A 26,809-nucleotide genomic window follows, 5' to 3' on the forward strand; every position below is an offset into this window, starting at 1 on the left:
CATTTATGTGGCACTTGGTGTGCGGTGATAACGCAGTGGAGGGTGTAACTCACATCATTGGCGCAGAGACTGCAAAGCAGTCGCTGCGGGTGATGCGTGATGACTTGGCCGTCGGCCCGCTGGCTGATGTCGACACACCGCCTTGCCACTCACGCAGCGACTTCTGGCAACAGGTATGGCCCGCCTCCGTGAAGCCGCAACCTGATTTCGGGCCATCTCTAAGCGCCGATGCTTTATGGCTGAACGGCTTAGCCCAACAACAGCAAGCCGTAACCGTATGGGATGGCGACAGCGCGTCGGAGCAACTGCTGCTTGCTCGTGTCGCGGCGGCACTGGAAGGCTCCAATGTCGAGTTATGGCGCGTAGCCTGTGGCAGCGGCGACAGTCGTGTAGAAACCCGCAAGGCTGTGGCAATGCATTCACCGCAAGCGCTGGCAGCGTTACATCAACCCAAACAGCTCAGAACCGCACAACGCCAACAGTTGGCCGCGCAATGGCACGCAGCTGTGGCTGAAAATGCGGACATTCGCCGCTGGCGTGACGGCGCATTCCACGGTGAAAGCCATAAGCATATTCGCCAGCGCCTGCTGCATTTTTGCACAGACCAGTGGCTACCACTGGGCCGGGTCATGGCCAGCGTCATGGCTGAGTGCAATGGTTTTTTCGCCACTGACTTCTTTCTCTGGTGGTGCGCACGTGAACTGGTCGCCAGCGGGGAACTGGTTTTTTCAGCGCCCCTGGACACCGCCTATGCCGAACAAACTGTTAAACGCAGCTAACGAAAGAACTCACCCGGCGTGGCACCAAAGTGCTGCCTGAAGGCGGCAATAAAGGCTGAAATAGAATCATAGCCGCAGCCCAACGCGACATCAGTCACCCGCTCACCCTGCTCCAACGGTGCCAATGCGCCAAGCAGACGTAAACGTTGACGCCAGGCACGAAAGGTCAGCCCGGTGTCCTGTAAAAACAAGCGGCTCAAGGTGCGCTCTGAAAGGTTCAGATCCGCGCTCCACTGCGCCAGCGTCGCATGTTGTTCGGGGTTCTCCTGCAAGCTCAAACATAACGTCTGCAAGCGCTGATCATGTGGCATTGGCAGCACCAGATCCACCTCCGCCGCGACTCGCAATTGATCGAGCAGCACATTTGCCAAGCGCCCATCAGCACCCGCCTCGTCGTACTCAACCGGCACATCACTGAAGCGATTGATCAACTCGCGCAGCAATGGGCTAACCGCTAACACGCGACAGGTTTCAGGGGCCCAGGCCACGGCTGAACACTCGATATACAGGCTGCGCATTTCCGTGTGCGACGAACTGGAAACCTGATGCTCCAACCCCGCAGGCAGCCAAACCGCGCGCTGCGGTGGCGCGACATATCGGGCGTTATCCGTCTGCACCTCAAGCACTCCGGCAATGGCGTAGGACAATTGCACCCAAGGATGACTGTGGCGAAACGTCAGCGCCCGATTTGGCAGCGACTCAACCCGGCCATAGAGCGGACGCGGCAAGGCCGGAAGCTCGGGCAGTGAGCGATGGATAATCTGCCCTTGTCTGTTTGGCGACATTCACTGGCTCTTTGGCGTTAGTCGGAAAGCTGCGAACAGGGTAGTGTTTGCCTCAACCTGTCTGCAAGTACGAGATTCGAACATGTCACTCAAGCGCTTCATGCCCGATAACTTCACCTGCGCCCTGATTGCGGTGGTTGCCATCGCCAGCCTGTTACCCGCTAGCGGGCAGACGGCGGTTGCCTTCGGCTGGATTACCAATCTGGCCATTGCCCTGCTGTTCTTCCTGCATGGCGCCAAGTTGTCACGCCAGGCAATCATTGCAGGTGCCAGTCACTGGCGTCTGCACCTGCTGGTGTTCGCTTGCACCTTTATCATGTTCCCGCTGCTGGGCTTGGCGCTCAAACCTGTGCTCTCACCTTTGGTGGGTAATGAGCTGTATTTGGGCATGCTTTATCTCTGTGCTTTACCGGCTACGGTGCAGTCGGCCATTGCCTTCACTTCGCTGGCACGCGGCAACATTCCCGCCGCGATTTGCAGCGCTGCGGCATCGAGCCTATTTGGTATTTTCCTTACTCCGTTGCTGGTTGCGCTGTTGATGAACGTCCACGGTGATGGCGGCTCGACAGTTGATGCGATTGGCAAGATTACCTTGCAGTTGTTGGTGCCGTTCGTGGCCGGTCAAATTGCCAGACGCTGGATTGGTGACTGGGTGGCGCGTAATAAAAACTGGCTCAAGTTTGTCGATCAAGGCTCGATTTTGCTGGTGGTTTACACCGCATTCGGCGCGGCGGTCATCGAAGGCTTGTGGCACCAGGTACCGCTGGTTGAGCTTGCCTGGCTGGTATTTGCCTGCTGCGTACTGCTCACCTTCTCGCTGCTCGGCACGCACTTGTTGGGCAAATGGTTTGGTTTCAACCAGGAAGACCGCATCACTATTGTGTTCTGTGGCTCGAAGAAAAGTTTAGCCACCGGCGTGCCAATGGCGCAGGTGTTGTTTGCCGGCAGCACCATTGGCTTGCTGATCCTGCCACTGATGATTTTTCACCAGATTCAACTCATGGTTTGCGCCGTTCTCGCGCAACGCTATGCGCAGCGCCCAGAGGAGGTCGAAAGCCTGAAAGGGGAACCACCTTTGGTGCGCTAGTCGCAGGTCCTGGCCGACCAACTGCTATGACACCGTTGATCAGCGCAGCATAAAGAGGCGTGGCTTGATTGCACTTTTAACTGTATAAACATACAGCAATTAGTGCAGCCACTCCTTTGTATGGGTCTTCGCGATGTCAGTCTCTCTACCTCCGCGCGGTCGTGGTACGGCCAGTAATCCGTTGAACCGCTACGCACAGACGCAGGTGATTGCCACTGATGACGGCTGGTTCCAAGAAGTGCCGCCAACCGCTGCGACCGAAGTACGCCTTGAAACGGCCAAGAGCATCATTACCCGCAACCAGTCGCCAGACTTGCCTTTTGATCGCTCGATCAATCCCTATCGCGGCTGTGAGCACGGCTGTATTTATTGCTACGCCAGACCCAGCCACGCCTATTGGGATATGTCGCCCGGCATCGATTTTGAAACCAAATTAATCGCTAAGACCAATGCCGTGGCATTGCTTGAACAACAACTGAGCAAACCGGGTTATAGCTGCGCGCCGATCAACCTGGGCGCCAATACCGACCCTTATCAGCCGATTGAGCGCCAGCATATGCTCACGCGCAAAATCCTCGAAGTGCTGCTGCGCTATCGTCACCCGGTCACCATTATCACCAAAGGCTCGATGATCCTGCGTGACCTGGACATCCTCACGGAACTGGCCAAACAACGCCTGGTTAAAGTGATGATCAGCTTGACCACGCTGGACAACCAATTGAAGTGCATCCTGGAGCCCCGCGCAGCCTCACCTACGGCCCGCTTGCGGGCCATAAGCGTCATGCGTGAACAAGGGATTGCCGTCGGTGTGTTGTGCTCACCGATGATTCCAATGATTAATGACATGGAGCTGGAAAGCCTGCTCGATAAAGCCAAGCAGGCGGGCGCGCAAAGCGCTTCCTATATGTTTGTACGCTTACCGCGTGAAGTCGCGCCGCTGTTTGAGGAATGGCTGCACGCACATTACCCGCAACGCGCTGAGCATGTGTTGAGCTTGATCCGGCAAAGCCGCGACGGCCAACTGTACGACAGTCGCTTTGGTCATCGCTTTCGTGGCGAAGGTGCCTTTGCTGAGTTAATCGCCAAGCGTTTTGCTCTGGCCATAAAGCGCTTTGGACTGAACCAGCGAGACGATTTTAAGCTGGACTGTTCACAGTTTTGCCCTCCAGGCGGGCAATTGGCGCTGTTGTAGAAAACTGCGAGCGATAGACGCGGTCATAGGTTGTAACGCCAGACTGTGCTACAAAAACCTAGAACCCTGAAACGCCAGTGCATTAGTTATTGCGACGTGAAGTTGCTCAGGGCAGTTGGATAACTCGCAAATCGCCAAGCCACTATGACTCGAATTGCCCGTGTAACAGACCCCTCATATGAGTTAATGGACGACCACGGCGGCCATTCGCTGATTTACCGTCAGCATGGTTTTCCGAGCCCCTTGGTGCGCTGGCACTTCCATAAAGAGTTCGAGCTGCATCTGATTACCGCCAGCTCAGGCAAAGTGTTTATCGGCGACTATATCGGTAACTTTGCCCCCAACAGTTTATTCCTGACCGGCCCCAACCTGCCGCATAACTGGATCAGCCAGCTCGACGAAACCGAACAAGAGGTACAGGACCGCGACATGCTGGTGAACTTCACCCATGAAGTGCTCGGCAGCGGAACCAATGTGTTTTCTGAGCTGAAAACCCTGACGCCATTATTAGCCCGAGCTCAATTTGGTATTGAATTTCATCATCCACAGGTGATTATTCAAGCTAAGCAACTGATGACCGCAATTGCCCAATCACAAGGCATCAAGCGGCTCGGACACTTTTTGATCTTGCTTGAACTGTTGGCTGAAACCGAGGATTACCAGTTGTTATCCGGGGTCACTTCTTCGCAACTGGCCGATGAAAGTCATGTCGACCGTATTAGCTTGGCGGTGGACTACATCTTCAGCCATTACGCACAGGAGCTGAGCCAAGACAGCGTGGCGGAAGTTCTGGGCATGACACCGACTTACTTCTCGCGCTTTTTTAAGCAGGCAACCGGACGCGGCTTTGTTGAGTTTGTTAATCGTCTGCGGGTCAGTAAATCGTGCGAACTGCTGACGCGTAGCGACAAACCCATTACCGACGTGTGTTTTGAGTCTGGCTTTAACAACATCTCAAACTTTAACCGCCGCTTCCAGCAGCTCAAGGGCATGACGCCTTCGCACTACAGAAAGCTAGTTGTTCAGCGTTTTTCTGAACAAAACCTGTACTGATTTATACCTCCTCAAAACAGTAAACCCGATACAACTCCCTTTACCTGCTGGCTTTCATGGGCTTTTCCATATTAAGCCATGGCCCAGCAAGTGCAAAAAAGTATCAGTAACTGTGCAGACAAGGATTTGTTATACCGCCCCCGCAACGGTGTAATCGGGGCGAGCACGACAAAAATAATAGCGATCTTCTGTGGCCAGGACGGGAGCAGAAGAGGAGTCAATAAATGAATAAGTTATCTCTGGCATTTGCTGCCACCGCCTGTTTTTCGCTGTCTGGTTTAAGCCAAGCCGCTGAAACGCTGACGATTGCCACGGTCAACAACAGCGACATGATCCGCATGCAGCGTCTGGCAAAAACCTTCGAAGCGGAGCATCCCGACATCAAGCTGAAGTGGGTGGTGCTGGAAGAGAACGTCTTGCGTCAACGCCTGACCACAGACATCGCCACTCAGGGCGGTCAGTTTGATGTGTTGACCATCGGCATGTATGAAGCCTCATTGTGGGGCGCAAAAGGTTGGCTTGAACCCATGACCAACCTCAGCGCCGAATACGATATTGATGATGTATTCCCTTCGGTCCGTGAAGGACTGTCCGTCAAAGGTCAGCTATACGCCTTACCGTTTTACGCGGAAAGCTCAATCACCTATTACCGCACAGACCTGTTCAAAGACGCTGGCCTGGAAATGCCTGAGCACCCGACGTGGAGCCAGATGGCAGGTTTTGCGGCCAAATTACATGCCCCGGATAAAGATCAATACGGCATCTGCCTACGCGGTAAAGCGGGCTGGGGTGAGAATATGGCGCTGATCAGCACTGTGGCCAACTCTTTTGGCGCGCGCTGGTTTGATGAAGATTGGAAGCCTGAATTCACCGGCAGCGAGTGGAAAAATGCACTGAATTTCTACGTCGACACCATGCAAAAATACGGCCCTCCGGGCGCATCAAGCAATGGTTTCAACGAGAACCTTGCACTGTTCAACAGCGGTAAGTGCGCGATGTGGGTAGACGCTAGCGTCGCGGGCTCGTTTGTCACCGACAAGGGCCAGAGCAAAGTGGCTGATCATGTCGGCTTTACGTTTGCGCCGATTGAAACCACCAGCAAAGGTTCGTCCTGGTTGTACTCGTGGGCACTGGCTATCCCGACCAGTTCCAAAGAAAAAGACGCCGCCAAGACCTTCAGCATGTGGGCGACGTCAAAAGCCTACTCCGAGTTGGTTGCCAAGACCGATGGCATTGCCAATGTGCCACCAGGTACGCGCGCATCAACCTACACCGATGCGTACATGGCAGCAGCACCTTTTGCCAAGGTCACGCTTGAGTCGTTGAAGTCGATTGACCCGAGTAAACCAACGCTTAAGCCGGTGCCTTATGTCGGCGTGCAGTTGGTGACCATTCCTGAATTCCAGGCCATTGGCACTCAGGTCGGCAAACAGTTTGCCGCTGCACTGACTGGCGGCATGAGCGTCGAGCAGGCACTTCAAGCCGCGCAAACCGCGACTGAACGACAAATGAAACGCTCGGGCTATCTGAAGTAACCCTTCCCATAGGCAGTACCTACTTCGGCGCTTGAACAGCGCCGGGTAGGGTTTTGTTCATCCTCCTCACTTTTGGAGTTGCCATGCCTACTTCGGCTCTCGATATGCCCCAGCAGCCTACAGACTCGAACGTTAAGAAACGCGGCTTCAAAGTGGGCTGGTTCTTGGTCAGTCCATCCGTGCTGTTGCTGCTGCTCTGGATGATCGTGCCGCTGGCCATGACCATCTACTTCTCGACCATCCGCTACAACCTGTTGTACCCGGGTGAAGAGAGCTTTGTCGGGCTGGAAAATTTCGAATACTTCCTGACCGACCCGGGCTTTATGCCGGGCGCCTTGAACACCCTGACGCTGGTCGGCAGCGTATTGCTGATTAGCGTGGTGTTCGGCGTGTTGATTTCAGCACTGCTTGAGGCGTGTGAATTCTGGGGGCGCGGCATAGTTCGGGTGATGCTGATTTCACCCTTTTTCATCATGCCGACGGTCAGCGCGCTGCTGTGGAAGAACCTGATTTTTCATCCGGTCTCGGGGATTCTCGCGGCGGTGTGGAAGTTCTTCGGCGCACAGCCGGTGGACTGGCTGGCGCAACACCCCTTGTTCTCGATCATCATGATTGTCTCGTGGCAATGGTTGCCTTTCGCAATCCTGCTGCTGATGACCGCCATGCAGTCGCTGGACCAGGAGCAGAAGGAAGCCGCACGCCTCGAAGGCGCCGGCCCAATTGCGATTTTCTGGCACCTGACGCTGCCGCATCTGGCGCGTCCGATTGCCGTGGTGGTGATGATTGAAACCATCTTCCTGCTGTCGATTTTCGCCGAAATCTTCACTACAACCAGCGGTGGTCCGGGCTTTGAATCGACCAACCTGGCTTACCTGATCTACAACCAAGCGCTACTGCAATTTGATGTCGGCATGGCGTCGGCGGGCGGTTTGATCGCGGTTGTGATTGCCAACATTGCGGCGCTAGTGCTGATCAGATTGATCGGCAAAAGCCTCACAGACAAACAGTGAGGACGTGACCATGCTGACTCTTAAACAAAAACGCAGCCTGCAAAGCTTAGTAGTTGGCTGCGCCGCTTGGGTAATTGCCGGGCTGATCTTCTTTCCCATTTTCTGGATGGTGCTGACCAGCTTTAAAACTGAACTCGCCGCGTTTGCGACGCCGCCACAATTCATTTTTACCCCAACACTGGAAAATTACCTGCACATCAATGATCGCAGCGACTATTTCAGTTACGCCTGGAACTCGGTACTGATCTCATTCATCGCCACCGCACTGTGCATGCTGATTGCTGTGCCTGCGGCGTACTCGATGGCCTTCTTCGAAACCAAGCGCACCAAAGGCACATTGCTGTGGATGCTGTCGACCAAGATGCTCCCGCCAGTAGGCGTCTTGATGCCGATTTATTTGATCTGCAAGAGCTTGGGCTTGCTTGATTCGCGCCTGGCGCTGATCGTGATTTATACCCTGATCAACCTGCCGATCGTGATCTGGATGGTTTACACCTATTTCAAGGACATCCCGGTCGACATTCTCGAAGCCGCGCGTCTGGATGGCGCAACCACCCTGCAGGAAATCAGTCGCGTGTTGCTGCCAATTGCTCGAGGCGGCTTGGCCTCGACCATGTTGCTATCGCTGATTCTGTGCTGGAACGAGGCGTTCTGGTCACTCAATCTGACCTCATCCGCAGCCGCGCCGCTGACCGCACTGGTCGCCTCCTATTCAAGCCCTGAGGGCCTGTTCTGGGCCAAGCTTTCAGCTGTTTCGACCTTGGCCTGTGCGCCGATTCTAATTCTTGGCTGGATCAGCCAGAAACAACTGGTTCGCGGTCTGTCCTTCGGTGCCGTCAAATAACAAAAGGATTCTGTAATGGCTGATCTAAAAGTACGCAATCTGAAAAAAGCGTTTGAAGGGTTTTCGATCATCAAAGGCATCGATCTGGATATCCATGATCGCGAGTTCGTGGTGTTTGTCGGGCCTTCTGGCTGCGGTAAATCGACCCTGCTGCGCTTGATTGCCGGCCTGGAAGATGTCAGCAGCGGTAGCCTGGAGCTGGACGGTAAGGACATTACCGAGATTGCCCCGGCCAAGCGTGATCTGGCCATGGTGTTTCAGACATACGCCTTGTACCCACATATGACCGTGCGCAAAAACCTGTCGTTTGGCCTCGATCTGTCAGGGGCGCCCAAGCAAGAAGTCAAAGAGAAGGTGGAAAGCGCTGCGCGTATTCTCGAACTCGACCCTTTGCTGGAACGCAAACCCAAGCAACTTTCAGGCGGGCAGCGCCAGCGTGTAGCGATCGGCCGGGCGATTGTGCGTAACCCGAAGATCTTTCTTTTCGATGAGCCGCTGTCCAACCTCGATGCGGCGCTGCGCGTGCAGATGCGTCTGGAGTTGGCGCGCCTGCATCAGGATCTGCAAGCGACCATGATCTACGTCACCCACGACCAGGTCGAAGCCATGACGCTGGCCACCAAAGTGGTGGTGCTGAACAGCGGACGCGTCGAACAAGTCGGCTCACCGCTTGAGCTTTATCACCATCCCGCCAATTTGTTTGTTGCTGGTTTCTTGGGCACACCGACCATGGGCTTTCTGCGTGCACGCGTGAGTCAGACCACGGCAAACGCATGCGAGGTCAATCTTGAGGCTGGTGCCAGCGTAACCCTGCCGTTAGTCACGCCACTTGCGCCCGGCAGTGAAGTGACGCTGGGCGTTCGCCCTGAACATATGAATATCGTGCCAACTGGCGAAGGCATATTCAGTGTCACCGCCGATGTCAGCGAGCGCCTTGGGAGCGACACCTACTGCCATGTACGCAGTCAATCAGGTGAAATGCTGACTGTGCGAGTACGCGGCGACTTCGCACCTAAATTCGGTGAAACCCTGGGTATTAGCTTCGACCCCACACATTGCCACCTGTTTGACGACAGCGGCAAGGCTATCGACAAACGCATTCAATCAGCAGCTTAAGCGGCTTGCTAAGGGACTCCGATGAAACTCAACCGCCAGAATTTATCCAAGCTTTCAGCTGATATTGGCCAACCTAGCGAAATCCAATCAGTTGTCGCTGAAGGCATCGTCCATATTGGGGTCGGCGGCTTTCATCGGGCGCATCAGGCCGTCTATACCGACGCATTGATTAACCAAGGCGAAGCCGCTGAGTGGGGAATCTGTGGCGTGGGTTTACGCGCAGAAGACCGCGCAATGCGCGACGCACTTGCCGAACAGGACCATTTATATACCTTGGTTCAACTGGCAGATGAGCCCGGTGCCGAGGTCCGTGTAATAGGCTCGATCCGCAACATGCTATTGGCTGAAGACTCAGCGCAAGCGTTGATCGACAAGCTCAGTGACCCGCAGGTAAAAATTGTCTCGCTGACCATTACCGAAGGCGGCTATTGCATGGACGACAGCACGGGTGAATTCATGGCCACCCTGCCGCAAATCCAGCATGATCTCGCGCACCCGCAGTCACCACGCAGCGTCTTTGGTTTTCTCTGCGCGGCACTGGCCCAACGCCGCGCCGCGAACATTCCGGCGTTTACCCTGATGTCGTGCGATAACCTGCCACATAACGGTACGGTTACGCGCAAGGCATTGCTCAGCTTTGCCCATCTACTGAACCACGAACTGGCTAACTGGATTGAAACTAACGTCAGCTTCCCCAATGCCATGGTCGATCGCATCACGCCGATGACCAAGAACAGTCATCGCCAGGAACTTGCCGCAAAGCACGGCGTTGAAGATGCTTGGCCCGTGGTGTGCGAACCCTTTGTGCAGTGGGTCCTGGAAGACAAGTTCTGCAACGGTCGCCCGGCGTGGGAAAAAGTCGGCGTGCAGTTCACCGACGACGTCACGCCTTATGAAGACATGAAGATCAAGCTGCTTAACGGCAGCCATCTGGCGCTGACCTATCTGGGCTTTCTCAAGGGCTACCGCTTCGTTCACCAAACCATGAACGATGAGTTGATGCTCAGCTACATCCGACGCTTTATGGATGTCGATGTAACACCGCAATTGGCGCCGGTGCCGGGGATTGATTTACGTGTTTACAAAGACACCTTGATTGAGCGCTTTTCCAATCAGGCAATTGCCGACCAACTTGAGCGTGTGTGCTCGGATGGCTCGTCAAAATTCGCTAAATTTATCGTACCGACGCTCAACCAGTTAATCGCCGAAGACCAGCCGCTGGACTCTGCCGCGCTGGTCGTTGCGGCGTGGGCGCTATACCTCAAAGAGGTTGATGAGCAAGGGGAGCATTACACCATCATTGACCCTCGTGCAGATTATTGCCGCACGCTAGTCAGCGACGATGCGCAACTGACTGAGCGAGTTTTAGGCACTGAAAGCATTTTCGGCCCAAAGCTAGCCGCCTCGCCTGCATTTGTTCAGGCCTTTGAACGCAACCTACATCGCCTGCGCACGCTGGGTGTAACCGGCACTTTGCAAGCACTGCTTGCGGACTCTCACTAGACGAGGCGCAACCTTATGCCAAGCATGCTCGAACAACTCAAGCGGCACAGCACTGTAGTTGCCGATACCGGCGACATTGAAGCAATAAAACGTTTCCAGCCAGCTGACGCGACCACCAATCCGTCAATTATTCTCAAGGCACTGCAGTCCGGGCATTACTCTGAACAGCTCGCTGCCGCCCTGAGCTGGGCCAGCGAAAATGCCACGCCCGCAGAAATCGTCAACACTGCGTGTGATCGGCTGACCGTACTTATGGGCCTGGAAATCCTCAAGCAGGTACCGGGCAAAGTCTCGACCGAAGTTCCCGCATCGCTGTCGTTTGATACTTGCGCGACGGTCGAACGTGGCAGCCATTTATTTGCTCAATACCGCGAGTCAGGGGTTAGCGCTGATCGTATCCTGATCAAAGTTGCAGCCACATGGGAAGGTATTCAAGCTGCGCGGGTGCTTGAGTCCAAAGGCATTCATTGCAACTTGACGTTGGTGTTTAACCAAGCACAAGCACGCGCCTGCGCCGAAGCCGGGGTGTATTTAATCTCACCTTTCGTGGGGCGAATTCTCGACTGGCATGTTAAGGCCGCAGGGCACAATAACTTCAACGCCGAGAACGATCCCGGCGTACTTTCGGTGTGCGATATCTATCGCTACTTCAAGCAACACAACTACCCAGCCGTGGTCATGGCTGCAAGTTTTCGCAACATCGGCGAAGTGCTGGCGCTTAGCGGTTGTGACCGCCTGACTATCAGCCCAGCCTTGCTCGAACAACTGGCTCAGCAAGATGCTCAGGTCAACGCCGTGCTGGCTGATAATCATCCGCGCCTGCCGCGTCCAAGCGTCCTCACTGAAGAACAATTTCGCTGGGCTTTGAATCAAGACGCCATGGCCACCGAGAAACTTGCCGAAGGTATACGCCAGTTCCATGTCGACCATCTCAAATTAGCAGCGCTGGTAGCCAAGGCATTGCACTGAGCATGTTCAGGCTGCTGTAAACGCTATTTAGAGGCACGTATGTATTTAGGTATCGATTGCGGTACACAGGGCACTAAAGCACTGATCCTCAACCCTGAAACTGGCGAGGTTCTGGGTCAAGGCAGTGCTTCACACCAGTTGATCAGTGGCGCCAATGGCCGTCGCGAGCAACACGTTGATCAATGGCTTACAGCCCTGGAACAGGCTACACAAGCAGCTTTGCAGCAGGCTGGTATCAGCGGCCAAATGATCAAAGGCATGGCGGTTTCCGGCCAGCAACATGGTCTGGTATTGCTTGATAAACAGGGGCATGTGCTGCGCCCGGCCAAGCTCTGGTGCGACACCGAGTCGACCGCAGAAAACCAACAACTGCTTGACGAGTTAGGTGGCGAAACAGGCTCCATCGAACGCCTCGGCGTGGCAATTGCGCCCGGTTATACCGTGTCCAAATTACGTTGGACCCAACGCAATCACCCCGAACTGTTTGCCCAGATTGCTCACATTCTGTTGCCGCACGACTATCTCAACTATTGGCTGACCGGACGCTGCTGCAGTGAGTACGGTGATGCCTCTGGGACCGGCTACTTCAACATTCGCACTCGTACATGGGACACCGAACTGCTGGAGCATATCGATCCGACCGGGCGCTTGATCAAGGCACTGCCTGAGTTGATCGACTCCGACCAGCCTGTCGGCACCTTGCGTACAGAGGCCGCCGAACGCTTGCGCTTAAACCCTGATGTCATCGTTGCCAGTGGCGGTGGCGACAATATGATGGGTGCAATCGGCACCGGCAATATCCGCCCCGGGGCGATCACCATGAGCCTAGGAACCTCGGGCACTTTGTATGCCTATGGCGATCAGCCAGTGATTAGCACGCATCCACAAGTAGCGGCATTTTGTTCGTCATCCGGCGGCTGGTTACCGCTCATATGCACGATGAATCTAACCAGCGCCAGCGGCCTGATTCAGCAATTGCTAGAACTCAAACTTGATGACTTTGCCAACCTGGTGAACGCTGCTCCAATCGGCGCAGAAGGCTTGCTGATGATGCCGTTTTTCAACGGTGAGCGTGTGCCCGCGTTGCCCCATGCAACAGCGAGTCTCAGCGGCATGACCAGTGAAAACCTCAATCGCGCCAACCTCTGCCGCGCGGTAGTCGAGGGCACATTATTCAGCCTACGCTATGGCCTTGACCTATTGCGTGACAGTGGCATTCAGAGCCGCGAAATCCGTTTGATCGGCGGCGCGGCGAAAAGCCCAATGTGGCGTCAGGCCGTAGCCGATATCATGGCAACACCATTGGTATGCCCCGAATACACGGAGGCGGCGGCGCTCGGTGCGGCGATTCAAGCGGCCTGGTGTGTGGCCCGATTAGGCGGCAAAGCAGTTTCACTGGACCTACTTTGCGATGCCTGCGTGCGCCTTGATGATCACACCCGCACAGCCCCAGACCCACAACGCAGTGCGCAGTATGAATATGTCTATCACCGCTATCGTGAACAGCTAAAGAGTGCCCAAGCGGTTTCTCAGTAAGCATTTTTAACTTGGCTGCTTGGTCGCAACAATTCGATGACTGAGCGCTATATCTGCGTGGAGCAGCTCATGTATCTGGTGTGTGGCGAAGCTTTATTCGATTTTTTTAGCGTTGAGCCCAGCCCGCGTAATAGCGAGGTTGCGTTCAAAGCAGTGGCTGGCGGCTCACCCTTCAATGTGGCGATTGGTTTGCGCCGCTTGGGTGTTGAGTCGGCACTGCTCACCGGTATTTCGACAGACTACTTTGGCCTGCGCTTGCGGCGTGTACTCGCTGAAGAAGGTGTTAGCGCTGACTATCTGGTCGGCTCTGATGCCCCGACTACCTTGGCCATGGTTGGGCTTAACCAGCACGGTTCACCGCAATACTCTTTTCGCGGCGAAGGTTGTGCAGACCGCCAGTTACACTGCGAAGATATACCGCAGCTTGATGCACACGTACGCGGCATTCACATCGGCTCATACTCGCTGGTGGTGAAACCGGTGGCGGATACGCTGCTTGAGTTGGTCAAGGCGCAGCACCAGCAGCGCTTGATCAGTTACGACCCCAATGTGCGGCTTAATCCGCAACCGGATATTGCCCTGTGGCGCCGGAGTGTCGAAACCTTCGTTAACTACGCACACATGATCAAAGTCAGCGATGACGACCTTGCGTTGCTCTACCCAGAACAAGACCCTCAAGTACTGGCGAACAGTTGGCTAAGTGAACGCTGCCAACTGGTCTTTTTAACGCGCGGGCAGCAAGGTGCAAGCGTATTCAGCTATCAGCATGGCCACTGGCGTGTGCCAGCAACCTCAGTAACCATCCGCGATACGGTGGGCGCCGGTGATACTTTTCAAGCGGCGCTGCTCGCTTACCTGCAGCGTAACCAACTGGACTCGCCAAACACCTTGGCCAGTATCAAACGCGAGCAGATTGACGCAATGCTCAAGCTGGCCGTGCGCGCGGCAGCGATTACCTGCTCGCGTACAGGCCCGGACTTGCCCTTGCTTGCCGAAGTCGAAGGGCTCTAGATACTCATCGTGCCCAATCGGTACAGGCCCGATGATCTGGAGTGGCGCCTACAGTAATCGCCAGCCTAAACACCTTCGACCAGCAGGGTATTGAGACGTCTGTTTACAGCTGAAAGACATCGAGCAGGATTGCCTCAAGCCGCCTCATCCATGATTTGCCCGACCTCTTTCACATTTGGCACCGAGGCTAAATGAGGTTACAAAAAGCATTTTTCTTGATGCAGTAGACCGCTAGACTCAGCTGTCAGAACATTCACCTGAAAGTTGTGACTTGAAGTCTTTTTGGGCTGTCCAGTATTGGCCTGATAAACCGGCGGATGATTAACCTGAGCCGGCAGGCTTCGATATTCCTGTGGTTTTCGAGGTTGGTAGCATGGATAAAAAACAAGTAGACGCCACGCATACAGAAAGTGCTGATGAGGCGTTGCAGTACATTGTTGAAGGCTTCCGGCGCTTTCGTAAGGAAGTTTTTCCTCAACAAGAAGAACTGTTCAAGAAGCTTGCGCATGAGCAAACTCCACGCGCCATGTTTATTACCTGCGCCGACTCGCGCATCGTTCCAGAACTGATCACCCAGACCAATCCGGGCGACTTGTTCGTCACCCGTAACGTTGGCAACGTCGTACCGCCTTACGGGCAGATGATGGGCGGCGTTTCAACGGCGATCGAGTTCGCGGTCATGGCGCTCAATGTGCACCACATCATTGTTTGCGGCCATTCCGACTGCGGCGCCATGAAGGCTGTTCTAAACCCTGAGTCGCTGGAGCGTATGCCAACGGTCAAGGCCTGGTTGCGTCATGCTGAAGTGGCGAAAACAGTAGTCGCAGAAAATTGCGGCTGCGTTGATCACCACACCACGCTGGGCTTGCTGACCAAAGAAAACGTGCTGGCGCAACTCGATCACTTGCGCACTCACCCTTCGGTGGCTGCCAAAATCGCCAGTGGCCAGCTGTTTGTGCATGGCTGGGTCTACGATATCGAAACCAGTGAAATCGTCGCTTATGATGCCGAGCTGGGCGAGTTCCGCTCGATCGATGAAGGCCCGACGCCCTTGGCTACGCCGCGTGCTCGCTACCGCCACGACTAATCAATGACAGTTGCTTCACCTGAACGGCGATAATCGTTATTCAAACGATTATCGCCGGCGTTTTATTGGGAAACGCGCTGCCCATCCAGCACCAACTCAACGCCTAGCTGCTTCGAAAAGCACGGCCAGCGCTTCCAGGCCGCTTCGGTTGTCGGTGCACTCAGGCGCTCGCGATAAGCCACGACAGAGTCCTGCTTAAAGCTGTCTTTATTGAGCATGCTCATGACCGTGTGATGCACCGCTTCATCCAATTGATTGGCAAACGGCTCGCCAATCAGTTCGTGAGCAATCAAGTTAGCAATAGTGGTATCTAACGGAATCAGCGGTTGGCCGAGGTGGGCGATATACAGGTCGTTAACTTCCATAACCAGCCGGTGCGCCAAGTAGGCTTCATCAAGCAGACCATCAAGGCCGTCATGACCAGACATCAGCTCGGGCGGTTGCAGGAAGAATTGCTCGGCTACCTTGAGCACTGGTTTGATTCGGTCTTCTATACCAGCCTCACGAGCGACCTCAGTCGCCGCATCAATGACTTGGGGCACTTCTTCGATATAAGCCGTCACAAAGCCAATCAGAACCGCTAAAGGGTTGGCTTCAGGTAAGCGGATCGAGGGGTGGATATCTTTAAGTTTCGTCTCCAACTGAGCGGCCAGTTGGCCGGTGTTTGCCTCATGTTTTAGCGCTTTGTTGATAAGTTCGCGTATAGCAGGGGTGTTCATGGCAGCTCCTTCTAGCGAGGGCCTTGGTGCTTAAGTGGCAGCGTGCAAGCCAATAATTATCTGGCACAGCAATCAACTGCTAGTGGGTAGTCACTCCATAGACAAGGGTGGATCTCAACGATTACAGATGCTTCGACATTCACCGACTCCCGGGACAAACAGACCCTGCAACCCTAGTTGCTGTCCGCTTAACTCTAAGACGCGATTGTCATAACTCAAAAAACTTCTATACCAGCCAGCTATAAAGCTTGCCTGACAGCATTTGCAAAGCCCCGCCGTCCGTGGGGTTTAGGACGAGCCTTGCGAAGTATCAACCATTTCAGCTTTCACATTGCGGGCTGCTAGTCGCCGACTATACTCCAGAGCGATAGGCACTGCTTTGATGGAACCGGACGGGCTTCGGCACGGACAGGGTTTAACAGTTGTTGCCACAGACTCAGGCCGTTAACACGCGCCAGGGCTTGGTAGTTGATCCCTTTGCCGCAGGCTACGCCGGCGGGATAACAAGAACCATAAGGGGAACCCGCAATGTCGCGACATCCACGTGTTTGGATGGGCCTGCTGCTGTGGTTGGCGTTCAGTACCGCTGAGGCGAGTTGGACTGTCAACATGACACCAGGAGCTACTGAGGTAAGCCGCACCGTCTTCGACCTGCATATGACCATTTTCTGGATCTGCGTGGTCATCGGCGTAATAGTATTTGGCGCGATGTTCTGGTCGATGTTTATTCACCGACGCTCGACCGGCCAAGTACCCGCCAACTTCCATGAAAGCACTACGGTCGAGATCCTCTGGACCATTGTGCCTTTAATCATCTTGGTGCTGATGGCCATCCCCGCGACCAAGACCCTGATTGATATCTACGACACCTCTGAATCAGACGTTGATATCCAGATCACCGGTTATCAGTGGAAGTGGCACTACAAGTATCTCGGTCAGGATGTTGAGTTCTTCAGCAACTTGGCAACGCCCGCCGAACAAATCAGCAACCAGGCTGAAAAAGGCGAGCATTACCTACTTGAAGTCGACCAGCCTTTGGTAGTCCCAGTGGGCGCAAAAATCCGCTTCCTGATTACCTCCGCCGACGTTATCCACGCGTGGTGGGTGCCTGCACTGGCGGTGAAGAAGGACGCTATTCCTGGTTTCATCAACGAATCATGGACACGCATTGATGAGCCAGGACTCTACCGCGGCCAGTGCGCTGAACTGTGCGGCAAGGACCATGGGTTTATGCCGATCGTGGTCGAAGCCAAATCGAAGCCTGACTACGACGCGTGGCTGGCTGAAAAGAAAGCCGAAACGGCAAAACTCAAAGAGCTGACCGAGAAAGATTGGACGCTTGAAGAGTTGGTCGCGCGCGGCGACAAGGTTTACCACACCACCTGCGTCTCATGTCACCAGGCTGAAGGCCAAGGTTTACCGCCTATGTTCCCGGCGCTGGATGGCTCGAAGATCGCCACGGGGCCAAAAGAGGATCACCTCAGTATCGTCTTCCACGGCAAGCCGGGGACCTCGATGGCAGCCTTCGGCAAACAGCTGTCTGAAGTCGATATCGCGGCGGTAATCACCTACGAGCGTAATGCTTGGGGTAACAAGGTAGGCGATATGGTCACCCCCAAAGAAGTGCTAGAGCTCAAGCAAGCCGAGGAGCAATGACATGAGTGCAGTGATCGACCACGGTCATGCAGGACATGACCATCACCACGGCCCAGCTAAAGGCCTGATGCGTTGGGTGTTGACCACCAACCACAAAGATATTGGCACCATGTACCTGTGGTTCAGCTTCGCCATGTTCCTGCTTGGCGGTAGCTTTGCCATGGTTATTCGTGCTGAGTTATTCCAACCCGGCCTGCAAATCGTGCAGCCGGAATTCTTTAACCAAATGACCACCATGCACGGCCTGATCATGGTCTTCGGTGCGGTAATGCCTGCATTTGTAGGGCTGGCCAACTGGATGGTGCCGCTGATGATCGGCGCACCAGACATGGCCCTGCCGCGCATGAACAACTTTAGCTTTTGGTTGCTGCCCGCAGCCTTTGCTTTATTGGTCAGTACATTGTTTATGCCGGGTGGGGGGCCGAACTTCGGCTGGACCTTTTATGCACCGCTGTCGACAACATACGCACCTGAAAGCGTGACGTTTTTCATCTTCGCCATTCACTTGATGGGGGTTAGCTCGATCATGGGCGCGATCAACGTGATTGCGACCATCCTTAACCTGCGTGCCCCTGGCATGACATTGATGAAAATGCCGCTGTTTGTCTGGACATGGCTGATCACCGCCTTCCTGCTGATCGCGGTAATGCCTGTGTTGGCGGGTGTCGTAACCATGATGTTGATGGATATTCACTTCGGCACCAGCTTCTTCAGCGCAGCAGGCGGTGGTGACCCGGTGCTGTTTCAGCATGTGTTCTGGTTCTTTGGTCACCCAGAGGTTTACATCATGATTCTGCCGGCGTTTGGCGCCGTCAGCTCAATCATTCCGGCCTTTGCGCGTAAGCCATTATTTGGCTACACCTCGATGGTGTATGCGACAGCCTCGATCGCCTTCTTGTCATTTATCGTCTGGGCGCACCACATGTTCACCGTGGGTATTCCACTCACCGGTGAGTTGTTCTTCATGTATGCCACCCTGATGATTGCCGTGCCAACCGGGGTCAAGGTGTTCAACTGGGCGAGCACCATGTGGCAGGGCTCAATGACCTTCGAGACGCCGATGCTGTTCGCCGTGGCCTTCGTCATTCTGTTCACCATCGGAGGTTTCTCCGGGCTGATGCTGGCGATTGCGCCCGCTGACTTCCAGTACCACGACACCTACTTTGTAGTGGCGCATTTCCACTATGTGCTGGTGCCCGGCGCGATCTTCGGCATCTTCGCCTCAGCCTACTTCTGGCTGCCGAAGTGGACTGGGCACATGTACGACGAAACCCTCGGCAAATTGCATTTCTGGATGAGCTTCATCGGCATGAACATGGCGTTCTTCCCGATGCACTTCGTCGGTCTTGCTGGCATGCCAAGACGGATTCCGGACTACAACCTGATGTTCGCCAACTTCAACATGGTCTCCTCGATTGGGGCATTCATGTTCGGCGCCACACAGCTACTGTTCCTGTTCATCGTCATCAAGTGCATTCGTGGCGGCAAACCTGCGCCAGCCAAGCCTTGGGATGGCGCTGATGGCCTGGAGTGGACGATTCCTTCGCCTGCGCCTTACCACACCTTCTCCACGCCACCTGAAGTTAAATAAGGAGTTCGCATGAGCAGCCCGATGCCCAACCGCCGTCTTGTGCTACGCCTATTAGGCGTGGTGGTGGGCATGTTTGCTTTTGGCTTTGCACTGGTGCCGATTTACGACGTGATGTGCCAAGCGTTCGGCATTAATGGCAAAACCAGCGGCTCAGCTTTTGAAGGAGCTCAAGTTGAAAACAACGAACGTCAGGTGCGGGTGCAGTTTCTGGCCACCAACAACGTCGACATGCCTTGGAAATTCAAACCGATAGCGGATGACATTGTGGTGCACCCGGGCGCAACCAACCAGATGGTGTTTGTGGCCAGTAACCCAACCGATAAACCGATGACGGCTCAAGCAATTCCAAGCGTTGCACCGTCCAAGGCTGCTGCCTATTTTCATAAAACCGAGTGCTTCTGTTTCACCCAGCAAATCCTCCAGCCCGGCGAGCAAATTGAAATGCCGGTGCGATTTATCGTTGATAAAGATCTACCCGCCGACGTGCATCACCTGACGCTGGCGTACACCTTGTTTGATGTCACTGCCCGCATCCCACCGGTCGCGCAGATTAGTCATAAGTAATGAGCGTAGTTTCGCCTTAATAAGGAGAACAAAGATGGCGTCTCACGAAACGTATTACGTACCGTCACAAAGCAAGTGGCCGATCATTGCCACCTTCGGCATGCTGATCAGCGTTTACGGGGTTGGCACCTGGTTCAATGACATGTCTGCCGAGCGCCCCGATTCGCATGGCCCGCTGATCTTCTTTATTGGCGGCTTGTTTCTCGCCTACATGCTGTTTGGCTGGTTCGGCAGCGTGATCAAGGAAAGTCACGAAGGACTCTACAGCCCACAGATGGACCGCTCGTTTCGCTGGGGCATGAGTTGGTTCATCTTTTCCGAGGTGATGTTCTTTGCCGCATTCTTCGGCGCACTGTTCTATGTTCGCCAGCTTGCCGGACCCTGGCTCGGCGGTGAAGGTGCTAAAGGCGCTGCCAATATGCTGTGGCCGAACTTCCAGTTCAGTTGGCCGCTGCTGAACACGCCCGATCCAAAACTGTTTCCACCAGCAAGCGGCGTGATTGACCCTTGGCACCTGCCATTGATCAACACCATCTTGCTGGTCAGCTCCAGTTTCACCGTGACTTTCGCTCACCATGCCTTGAAAAAGGACAAGCGCGGCGCACTCAAAGCTTGGCTGGCACTCACCGTGGTGCTCGGTGTGGCCTTCCTGTTTTTACAAGCCTACGAATACTACGAAGCCTACAACGATCTGGGCCTGACTTTGGGTTCCGGAATCTATGGCGCAACATTTTTTATGCTCACAGGCTTCCACGGTGCACACGTCACCATGGGCGCACTGATTCTGTTCGTGATGTTGATGCGCGTGATGAAGGGGCACTTCAACCCGGAGAAACACTTTGGGTTTGAAGCCGCAAGCTGGTACTGGCACTTCGTGGATGTGGTCTGGCTTGGCTTGTTTATCTTCGTCTACGTGCTCTGACGAAGAGCAGAGCACTTAATTTTTGAAGGTTCAGGAAGGGATCACCAAGTGACATGACTGACCAACTGACCGCTGTAAAAACCCCAAGCGATAAGCGCTACGGTTGCAGCGGTCAAACTAACTCTGACGGTCAGCGAGTTGACCACTCGAGAACCATGGCCTTCATCTTTAACCAAAAACAACAGGCCGCTGAACAAGCTGACCAGGGTCGCAAGCAGTAGCAGGATGATCGCGGCTTTAAGCATGCGTGACTCCTTAGAAGGCTCCGGGGGGAGTGAAATGCACTCAACAAACAGTATAGCCAGCTTCGTCGGGTTACTTAGGCAGATGTCATGATCGGCTTTCGTCCGGGCGTTATTCCAGGCATAGCAGTGCTTATCTTGCTGCCCGTGCTGGTTGGTCTGGGCGTTTGGCAACTCGACCGAGCCGAACAAAAAAGGCAAATGCTGGCCGCTCATCAACTGCAAGAAGTCTCCGCTCCGATCAGCCTGAACCAGCTTGAAGGCCAAAAGGACATAGCCTACGTGCGGGTCAAGTTGCAGGGCTCCTTCGATAGCCAGCACAGCCTGCTCTTGGATAACCGCATCCGTGACGGCCATGCAGGCGTTGAAGTACTGCAACCCTTTTACGATCAAATCAGCGGCTTATGGGTACTGCTTAACCGCGGTTGGTTGCCATGGCCCGACCGGCGAATAACCCCAACCTTCGATACGCCAGACTCAAGGTTGCAACTCAATGCGACGGTCTATGTGTCATTGGGCGATGGTCTGCAACTACAGGACGTCGCCGCCAGCAGCGCTTGGCCAAAACTGATCACCAAAGTCGACGCCAAAACCCTGTGGCAACAACTCGGTCGAGCAGGCTTGGCCAATGAGCTGCGAATTGAACCCGGGCCCGCTGCATTTGAAACGCAGTGGCCAGTGGTATCGATGAGCCCAGACAAACACGTTGGCTACGCCGTGCAGTGGTTCGCAATGGCGCTGACCCTAATCGGATTGTTCATTTACCTAGGTGTGCATAACGCACGGGAGCCGCACAATGAACCCAAGCATCACCATGCCTGATACGACGCCAAGAAGTCGGATTGCCGGACGCTTACAGCTGCTGCTGATACTGGCCATCGTGATTGGTCCGATGGTGCTGGCAACGGCCATGTATTACGGCAATTTCTGGGTGCCAGAAAGCCGCAACTACCACGGCGAGCTCCTTGGTACCGGGGAGAACCTCGAAAGCCTTGGTGTTAACGGTGCCGAGGATAAACGCTGGCAGCTACTCGTGACCGCACCCAATGCCTGTACGGAAGACTGCAAAAAGCTGGTGTTTCTTGCGCGCCAAATCAACATCGGCCTTAACCGCGAAGCCACCCGAGCCACTCATACGCTCGCCACCAGCCAGCCGGTTAACGGTGATTACGACAATCAGCTGAAACGTGAATATCCACAACTTGCCCAGCATTCGCTGGAGTTGTCTCGCTACCAGAAAACCCTGCAACTCACCGGCGCCAAGGCCGAAGAGGCGCAACTGTGGATTGTCGATCCACACGGCAACTTGGTGCTTCGTTATGACAGCAACAACAATGGCAAAGAAACACTAAAAGACTTGCAGCACTTGCTCAAACTGTCGCGCATTGGCTGAAAGCAGATTTGCACTTAGGGAGTGTGCTTGATGACTAAACCGGGCTATCGCTTTGCATTGTTTGCCACATTGCTTGCAGCCGTTGTAGTGATATTGGGTGCATATACGCGCCTTAGTCACTCAGGGCTCGGCTGTCCGGACTGGCCAGGTTGCTACGGTTTTATCGGCGTACCCATGAGCGAACACGCGCAAGGACTAGCCCAGTCGCGATTCCCGGCAGCACCGGTGGAGGTCGCCAAGGGCTGGGCAGAAATGATTCACCGCTACTTTGCTGGCACCCTTGGTTTAGTGATGCTGGGTTTAGCGGTGCATGCCCTTAGGCAACACGGGCGAGCTGAGCAACCGGTGAAACTGCCGCTACTGCTACTTGGGCTAGTGATTGTGCAAGCCGCTTTCGGCATGTGGACGGTCACCCTCAAACTTTGGCCACAAGTGGTGACCTTGCATCTACTCGGCGGCTTTGCGACCTTGAGCTTGTTATTTTTACTCACCTTACGTCTCTCGGGTAAGGCACCGGCAATCCCCTCAATCCCGCCACGTTTAAGGTTGCTCGCTGGCGCAGCATTGGCTTTGGTTATCGGCCAAATTGCTCTGGGCGGCTGGGTCAGCAGTAATTACGCCGCAGTCGCCTGCGTGGATTTGCCCAAATGTCATGGCGAGTGGTGGCCAGCAATGGACTTCGCTAATGGCTTTCATCTCAGCCAGCACATCGGCCCGAATTATCTTGGCGGTCAACTCGACAGTGACGCACGCACAGCGATCCACATGACCCATCGTGTCGGCGCCCTGCTCGTCACCTGCATGCTCCTGCTTTTAGCCTGGCAACTACGTGCGGCGGGGCTAAAGCAGCTGGCGGCTGGCGTCTTGCTCGCGCTTGCCGTGCAGGTTTGTTTAGGCATCAGTAATGTGATTTTTCACCTACCACTGCTGGTTGCGGTGGCGCACAACGCAGGCGGCGCGGTGCTGCTGATGTGCATGGTCCTGGTTAATTACTGCGTCCGTGCTCCGGCGACTGCCTACGCACGGACCGCAACCGCTGAAACAGCTTTGCTGCACAAGTCAGGCGTTGTACGGGCGTCTAACGCATAAGAAAAGGGGTAATCGCATGGCAACTCTATTACGCGAACAAGCGACACACCTGAGCTGGCGTGACTTTCTCGAACTGACTAAACCGCGTGTCGTGGTGCTGATGCTGATCACCTCACTGGTCGGTATGTTTCTCGCGACACGAGCGGGCGTGGCCTGGCAGGTATTGATTTTCGGCAACATCGGCATTGGTTTATGCGCAGGCGCTGCCGCTGCAGTGAATCATGTGGTTGACCGACGTATCGACTCGATCATGGCGCGCACACACAAACGTCCCGTAACGTCTGGGCGCATGTCACCCATATTGGCGCTGAGCTTCGCATTGCTCTTGGCCATAAGCGGAATGTCGCTGTTGTTGGCATTTACTAACGAACTGGCGGCTTGGCTGACACTCGCCTCGCTTCTCGGCTATGCAGTGCTCTACACCGGCTTTCTGAAACGTGCGACGCCGCAGAATATCGTCATCGGTGGCTTGGCTGGCGCAGCGCCACCGCTGTTAGGCTGGGTGGCAGTCACCGGGCATATCAGCGCCGAACCACTGCTGCTGGTATTGATTATCTTCGCCTGGACGCCGCCGCACTTTTGGGCGCTGGCCATTCACCGCAAAGAGGAATACGCAAAAGCCGATATCCCGATGCTGCCGGTCACCCACGGCGAACATTACACAAAGGTTCACATCATTCTTTACACCTGCATGATGTTCGCCGTTACCCTGCTGCCTTACGCTATCCACATGAGCGGCCTGCTGTACTTGGTCTGCGCGGTAGTTTTGGGTGCACGCTTTCTGCAGTGGTCAGTGGTGTTGTACCGTGACAGCAAACCGCACGCGGCAATCAACACCTTCAAGTACAGTATCTGGTACCTGTTTCTGTTGTTTATCGCGTTGCTGGTGGATCATTACTTCTTCTTCAACTTATAGATTTTGGTGCCATGACCCGTACTCAGACTACCGTTTTTGTTCTTGTCGCTGTCATTGCTCTGGTATTGGGGCTCACTGTCAACAAGGTGCTTAGCAGCAAAGGGCAGACCGACCCGACCAAGTTACTCGATGCCGGTATCGTTTTACTGCCCCAGGGCCGAAACGTGCCAGATCTCGAATTGATTGACCAAAACGCCAAGCCATTCAAGACCGAGCAGCTCAAAGACAAATGGAGTCTGTTGTTCTTCGGCTACACCTTTTGCCCGGACATTTGCCCGGCAACATTAGCGGAGCTGCGTGAACTGAAAAAAATGCTGCCCGAAGAGGCCATAGCCAATTTGCGCGTGGTGTTGGTCAGCGTTGACCCGAATCGTGATACGCCGGAGCAACTGAAGAAATACCTCGGTTACTTTGACCCAAGCTTCATGGGCCTGACCGGTGAAGAAGAAACCATCGAAAAACTGGCTAACGGGGTCAGCATTCCGTTTATTCCAGCCGACACCAGCAAGCCCAACTACACCGTTGACCACAGCGGCAATCTAGTAATTATTGGGCCAGACGGCAGGCAACGCGGCTTTATTCGCTCACCACTGAATATTCAAAAACTCGCGGCTGAACTGCCAACGCTTTTGACGCAGAAAGACTGATAGCAAGGCCTGCGCAAACTCACGCTGTGGTTTGCGCCTGGCCGGCAGAGGTTTACTTGGCAAACATCTGCGAGAGGTCTTTGAAGGCTTTAAACTCAAGCGCATTACCGCAAGGGTCAAATAAGAACATGGTGGCTTGCTCGCCAACCTGACCTTTGAAGCGCACATAAGGCTCAATCACAAATTCGGTCTGCCGTTCGCGCAACCGCTGCGCCAGTTGTTCCCAATCCTGCCAGCCCAAGACCACACCAAAATGCGGCACCGGCACGTCATGGCCATCGACTGGGTTGCTCTGCGCGTGGCTTTGCGAGTCCGTCTTTGGGCTTTCATGGATGACTAACTGGTGGCCAAAGAAGTCGAAATCAACCCAATGATCGCTGCTACGCCCCTCGGGACAGCCAAACACTTCACCATAAAAGTGCCGGGCAGCCTTTAAGTCATAAACCGGAATAGCCAGGTGGAACGGAGCGAGAGCCATGCAGATATCCTGTTTCGATTAACTAATGCTCTCAGTTTAGCTACAGTAAAAATGATTAAAAGCGAATATTATTGCGCCTAAGCTCAAATAAAACTGATTAATCGAGACGCCCATGCTCCGCGAGCTGAAAACTTTTTTGCTAGTTGCAAAACATGGCACCTTCGCGGCTGCAGGGCAGCACGCGGGCCTGACGCAATCGGCAGTCAGCGCACAAATGCGCGTGCTTGAGCAGGGCTTGGGCCTACGCTTGTTTGACCGCAGCGGGCGCGCGGCTGTGCTTAATGCTGCGGGCCGGCATGCGCTGCCACTGGCTGAACAAATGCTGGGCCTGTTCGCGCAAATGGCTCTGCCGACAGGGCTGGCAGAATGGCGTGGCGAGTTGAAGGTTGGGGCAATTGCCAGCGTACAGACAGGATTATTGCCTGATGTATTGCCGCGCTTTCGTGCTCAGGCGGCACAGGTCGAGTTAAAAATAATCCCCGGGGTTTCCTTGAATCTGCTCGGCCAGATCGATGCGGGCGAAATTGACCTCGCGCTGCTGATCAAGCCACCGTTTGAGTTACCCAAGGAACTGCTCGAAGTCAGCTTGGCGCGCGAGCCGTTTGTGCTGATCACTCCTTTGTCCGTCACCGCCGATGAGCCGCTACAGGTACTTGCTGAACAGCCTTTCGTCCGTTACGACCGGCGCTCTTTCGGCGGCAGGCTGGTAAGCAAATTTTTGCGTGAGCAGCATATTGATGTGCACGATACCTTGGAGCTGGATGAGCTTGAAGCCATCGTGCGCATGGTTGAGAACGGCATGGGCGTATCGCTGATTCCTCGAGCGGGTTTATGGCTACAACGGCCGACACAATTGCGCGTAATTGAGCTGGGTCCACTAACGTTTCACCGCGAACTGGTTGCACTGCTACGCCGTGCCCAGCGCCAGCCAGCGCTCGATTGCTTGCTTGAGTGCTTGCTCCAAACATCCACCAACACTTGAGTGTGTCGCTGTGCCTGTGAATCTCGTGTCTAGTCCTGAAATAGGTTTACACCTGTTTCACCCTAACGCCCGATGCACCGCATCGGGCGTTTTGTATTTCAGC

27 protein-coding genes are annotated in these 26,809 nt (G+C 54.7%); 23 read left to right on the forward strand and 4 right to left on the reverse strand.

The genetic code is table 11. The annotated features are described in order from the left end of the window. Positions 1–5: 5 nt before the first annotated feature. Positions 6–779, forward strand: a complete 774-nt coding sequence (locus tag ACN0UH_RS17565; RefSeq protein WP_417663266.1) for a DUF3658 domain-containing protein — start codon at positions 6–8, stop codon at positions 777–779. Here ACN0UH_RS17565 and ACN0UH_RS17570 read toward each other — a convergent pair. After that, positions 776–1,564, reverse strand: coding sequence for an AraC family transcriptional regulator (locus ACN0UH_RS17570; protein ID WP_417663267.1), 789 nt, complete (start codon positions 1,562–1,564; stop codon positions 776–778). The genes ACN0UH_RS17565 and ACN0UH_RS17570 overlap by 4 nt on opposite strands. Before the next feature lie 82 nt (positions 1,565–1,646). On the opposite strand from ACN0UH_RS17570, the gene ACN0UH_RS17575 reads away from it, so the two are divergent. From ACN0UH_RS17575 to ACN0UH_RS17630, 12 genes are all read left to right on the forward strand, one after another. Beyond that, positions 1,647–2,651, forward strand: coding sequence for a bile acid:sodium symporter family protein (locus ACN0UH_RS17575; RefSeq protein ID WP_417663268.1), 1,005 nt, complete (start codon positions 1,647–1,649; stop codon positions 2,649–2,651). A 133-nt stretch (positions 2,652–2,784) separates the two neighbouring features. Beyond that, the gene (locus ACN0UH_RS17580; RefSeq protein ID WP_417663269.1) at positions 2,785–3,843 is read left to right on the forward strand and encodes a PA0069 family radical SAM protein; all 1,059 of its coding nucleotides are present in this window, start codon (positions 2,785–2,787) and stop codon (positions 3,841–3,843) included. Positions 3,844–3,987: 144 nt separating this feature from the next. Next, positions 3,988–4,896, forward strand: coding sequence for an AraC family transcriptional regulator (locus ACN0UH_RS17585; RefSeq protein WP_417663270.1), 909 nt, complete (start codon positions 3,988–3,990; stop codon positions 4,894–4,896). A 224-nt stretch (positions 4,897–5,120) separates the two neighbouring features. After that, positions 5,121–6,431: an ABC transporter substrate-binding protein gene (locus ACN0UH_RS17590; RefSeq protein ID WP_417663271.1), complete on the forward strand. Its 1,311-nt coding sequence runs from the start codon at positions 5,121–5,123 to the stop codon at positions 6,429–6,431. Positions 6,432–6,514: 83 nt separating this feature from the next. Next, positions 6,515–7,441 (forward strand): carbohydrate ABC transporter permease, encoded by a 927-nt coding sequence (locus tag ACN0UH_RS17595; protein WP_417663272.1) that lies wholly within the window; start codon positions 6,515–6,517, stop codon positions 7,439–7,441. 10 nt (positions 7,442–7,451) lie between these two features. After that, positions 7,452–8,285 carry a carbohydrate ABC transporter permease gene (locus ACN0UH_RS17600; protein WP_417663273.1) on the forward strand — a complete coding sequence of 278 codons (834 nt, stop codon included), beginning with the start codon at positions 7,452–7,454 and terminating at the stop codon, positions 8,283–8,285. A 15-nt stretch (positions 8,286–8,300) separates the two neighbouring features. Next, positions 8,301–9,401, forward strand: coding sequence for an ABC transporter ATP-binding protein (locus tag ACN0UH_RS17605; protein WP_417663274.1), 1,101 nt, complete (start codon positions 8,301–8,303; stop codon positions 9,399–9,401). A 21-nt stretch (positions 9,402–9,422) separates the two neighbouring features. Further along, complete coding sequence (locus ACN0UH_RS17610) at positions 9,423–10,904, forward strand: mannitol dehydrogenase family protein (RefSeq protein ID WP_417663275.1); 1,482 nt, start codon at positions 9,423–9,425, stop codon at positions 10,902–10,904. Between the two features lie 15 nt (positions 10,905–10,919). Next, positions 10,920–11,873 (forward strand): transaldolase, encoded by a 954-nt coding sequence (tal, locus tag ACN0UH_RS17615; protein ID WP_417663276.1) that lies wholly within the window; start codon positions 10,920–10,922, stop codon positions 11,871–11,873. Positions 11,874–11,912: 39 nt separating this feature from the next. Continuing rightward, positions 11,913–13,409, forward strand: a complete 1,497-nt coding sequence (gene xylB / locus ACN0UH_RS17620; protein ID WP_417663277.1) for a xylulokinase — start codon at positions 11,913–11,915, stop codon at positions 13,407–13,409. A gap of 69 nt (positions 13,410–13,478) precedes the next feature. Further along, on the forward strand, positions 13,479–14,420 hold the full coding sequence (locus tag ACN0UH_RS17625; RefSeq protein WP_417663278.1) for a carbohydrate kinase family protein: 942 nt from the start codon (positions 13,479–13,481) through the stop codon (positions 14,418–14,420). 373 nt (positions 14,421–14,793) lie between these two features. Then, complete coding sequence (locus ACN0UH_RS17630) at positions 14,794–15,507, forward strand: carbonic anhydrase (RefSeq protein WP_417663279.1); 714 nt, start codon at positions 14,794–14,796, stop codon at positions 15,505–15,507. Positions 15,508–15,569: 62 nt separating this feature from the next. On the opposite strand, the gene ACN0UH_RS17635 is transcribed toward ACN0UH_RS17630, so the two are convergent. Beyond that, on the reverse strand, positions 15,570–16,226 hold the full coding sequence (locus ACN0UH_RS17635) for a hypothetical protein (protein ID WP_417663280.1): 657 nt from the start codon (positions 16,224–16,226) through the stop codon (positions 15,570–15,572). Positions 16,227–16,754: 528 nt separating this feature from the next. On the opposite strand from ACN0UH_RS17635, the gene coxB reads away from it, so the two are divergent. From coxB to ACN0UH_RS17655, 4 genes are read left to right on the forward strand one after another with little or no spacing between them, the layout of a single operon-like run. Next, the gene (coxB, locus tag ACN0UH_RS17640; RefSeq protein ID WP_417663281.1) at positions 16,755–17,882 is read left to right on the forward strand and encodes a cytochrome c oxidase subunit II; all 1,128 of its coding nucleotides are present in this window, start codon (positions 16,755–16,757) and stop codon (positions 17,880–17,882) included. Between the two features lies 1 nt (position 17,883). Then, the gene (ctaD, locus tag ACN0UH_RS17645; protein WP_339513265.1) at positions 17,884–19,473 is read left to right on the forward strand and encodes a cytochrome c oxidase subunit I; all 1,590 of its coding nucleotides are present in this window, start codon (positions 17,884–17,886) and stop codon (positions 19,471–19,473) included. 9 nt (positions 19,474–19,482) lie between these two features. Then, entirely contained in the window at positions 19,483–20,037 is a 555-nt protein-coding gene (locus tag ACN0UH_RS17650; RefSeq protein ID WP_417663282.1) for a cytochrome c oxidase assembly protein, read from the forward strand. Between the two features lie 34 nt (positions 20,038–20,071). Then, positions 20,072–20,959: a cytochrome c oxidase subunit 3 gene (locus tag ACN0UH_RS17655; protein ID WP_417663283.1), complete on the forward strand. Its 888-nt coding sequence runs from the start codon at positions 20,072–20,074 to the stop codon at positions 20,957–20,959. A gap of 41 nt (positions 20,960–21,000) precedes the next feature. Here ACN0UH_RS17655 and ACN0UH_RS17660 read toward each other — a convergent pair whose 3' ends face one another. Further along, positions 21,001–21,204: a twin transmembrane helix small protein gene (locus ACN0UH_RS17660; RefSeq protein ID WP_417663284.1), complete on the reverse strand. Its 204-nt coding sequence runs from the start codon at positions 21,202–21,204 to the stop codon at positions 21,001–21,003. 87 nt (positions 21,205–21,291) lie between these two features. Between ACN0UH_RS17660 and ACN0UH_RS17665 the strand changes: the two genes are divergently transcribed. The 5 genes from ACN0UH_RS17665 to ACN0UH_RS17685 are packed head-to-tail and all read left to right on the forward strand — an operon-like array spanning position 21,292 to position 25,246. Beyond that, complete coding sequence (locus ACN0UH_RS17665; RefSeq protein WP_417663285.1) at positions 21,292–22,023, forward strand: SURF1 family protein; 732 nt, start codon at positions 21,292–21,294, stop codon at positions 22,021–22,023. After that, complete coding sequence (locus ACN0UH_RS17670) at positions 21,998–22,594, forward strand: hypothetical protein (protein WP_417663286.1); 597 nt, start codon at positions 21,998–22,000, stop codon at positions 22,592–22,594. Before ACN0UH_RS17665 ends, ACN0UH_RS17670 begins: the two co-directional genes overlap by 26 nt. Before the next feature lie 30 nt (positions 22,595–22,624). After that, entirely contained in the window at positions 22,625–23,683 is a 1,059-nt protein-coding gene (locus ACN0UH_RS17675; protein WP_417663287.1) for a COX15/CtaA family protein, read from the forward strand. A gap of 16 nt (positions 23,684–23,699) precedes the next feature. Continuing rightward, positions 23,700–24,599 (forward strand): heme o synthase, encoded by a 900-nt coding sequence (gene cyoE, locus ACN0UH_RS17680; RefSeq protein WP_417663288.1) that lies wholly within the window; start codon positions 23,700–23,702, stop codon positions 24,597–24,599. 11 nt (positions 24,600–24,610) lie between these two features. Next, positions 24,611–25,246 carry an SCO family protein gene (locus ACN0UH_RS17685; protein ID WP_417663289.1) on the forward strand — a complete coding sequence of 212 codons (636 nt, stop codon included), beginning with the start codon at positions 24,611–24,613 and terminating at the stop codon, positions 25,244–25,246. A gap of 52 nt (positions 25,247–25,298) precedes the next feature. Here ACN0UH_RS17685 and ACN0UH_RS17690 read toward each other — a convergent pair whose 3' ends face one another. Beyond that, positions 25,299–25,724 (reverse strand): VOC family protein, encoded by a 426-nt coding sequence (locus ACN0UH_RS17690; RefSeq protein WP_089360046.1) that lies wholly within the window; start codon positions 25,722–25,724, stop codon positions 25,299–25,301. Between the two features lie 112 nt (positions 25,725–25,836). Between ACN0UH_RS17690 and ACN0UH_RS17695 the strand changes: the two genes are divergently transcribed. Beyond that, complete coding sequence (locus ACN0UH_RS17695; protein WP_417663290.1) at positions 25,837–26,706, forward strand: LysR family transcriptional regulator; 870 nt, start codon at positions 25,837–25,839, stop codon at positions 26,704–26,706. The last annotated feature ends 103 nt before the right edge of the window (positions 26,707–26,809 follow it).

It is taken from the genome of Pseudomonas sp. (assembly GCF_048265905.1).
GTDB lineage: Bacteria > Pseudomonadota > Gammaproteobacteria > Pseudomonadales > Pseudomonadaceae > Aquipseudomonas.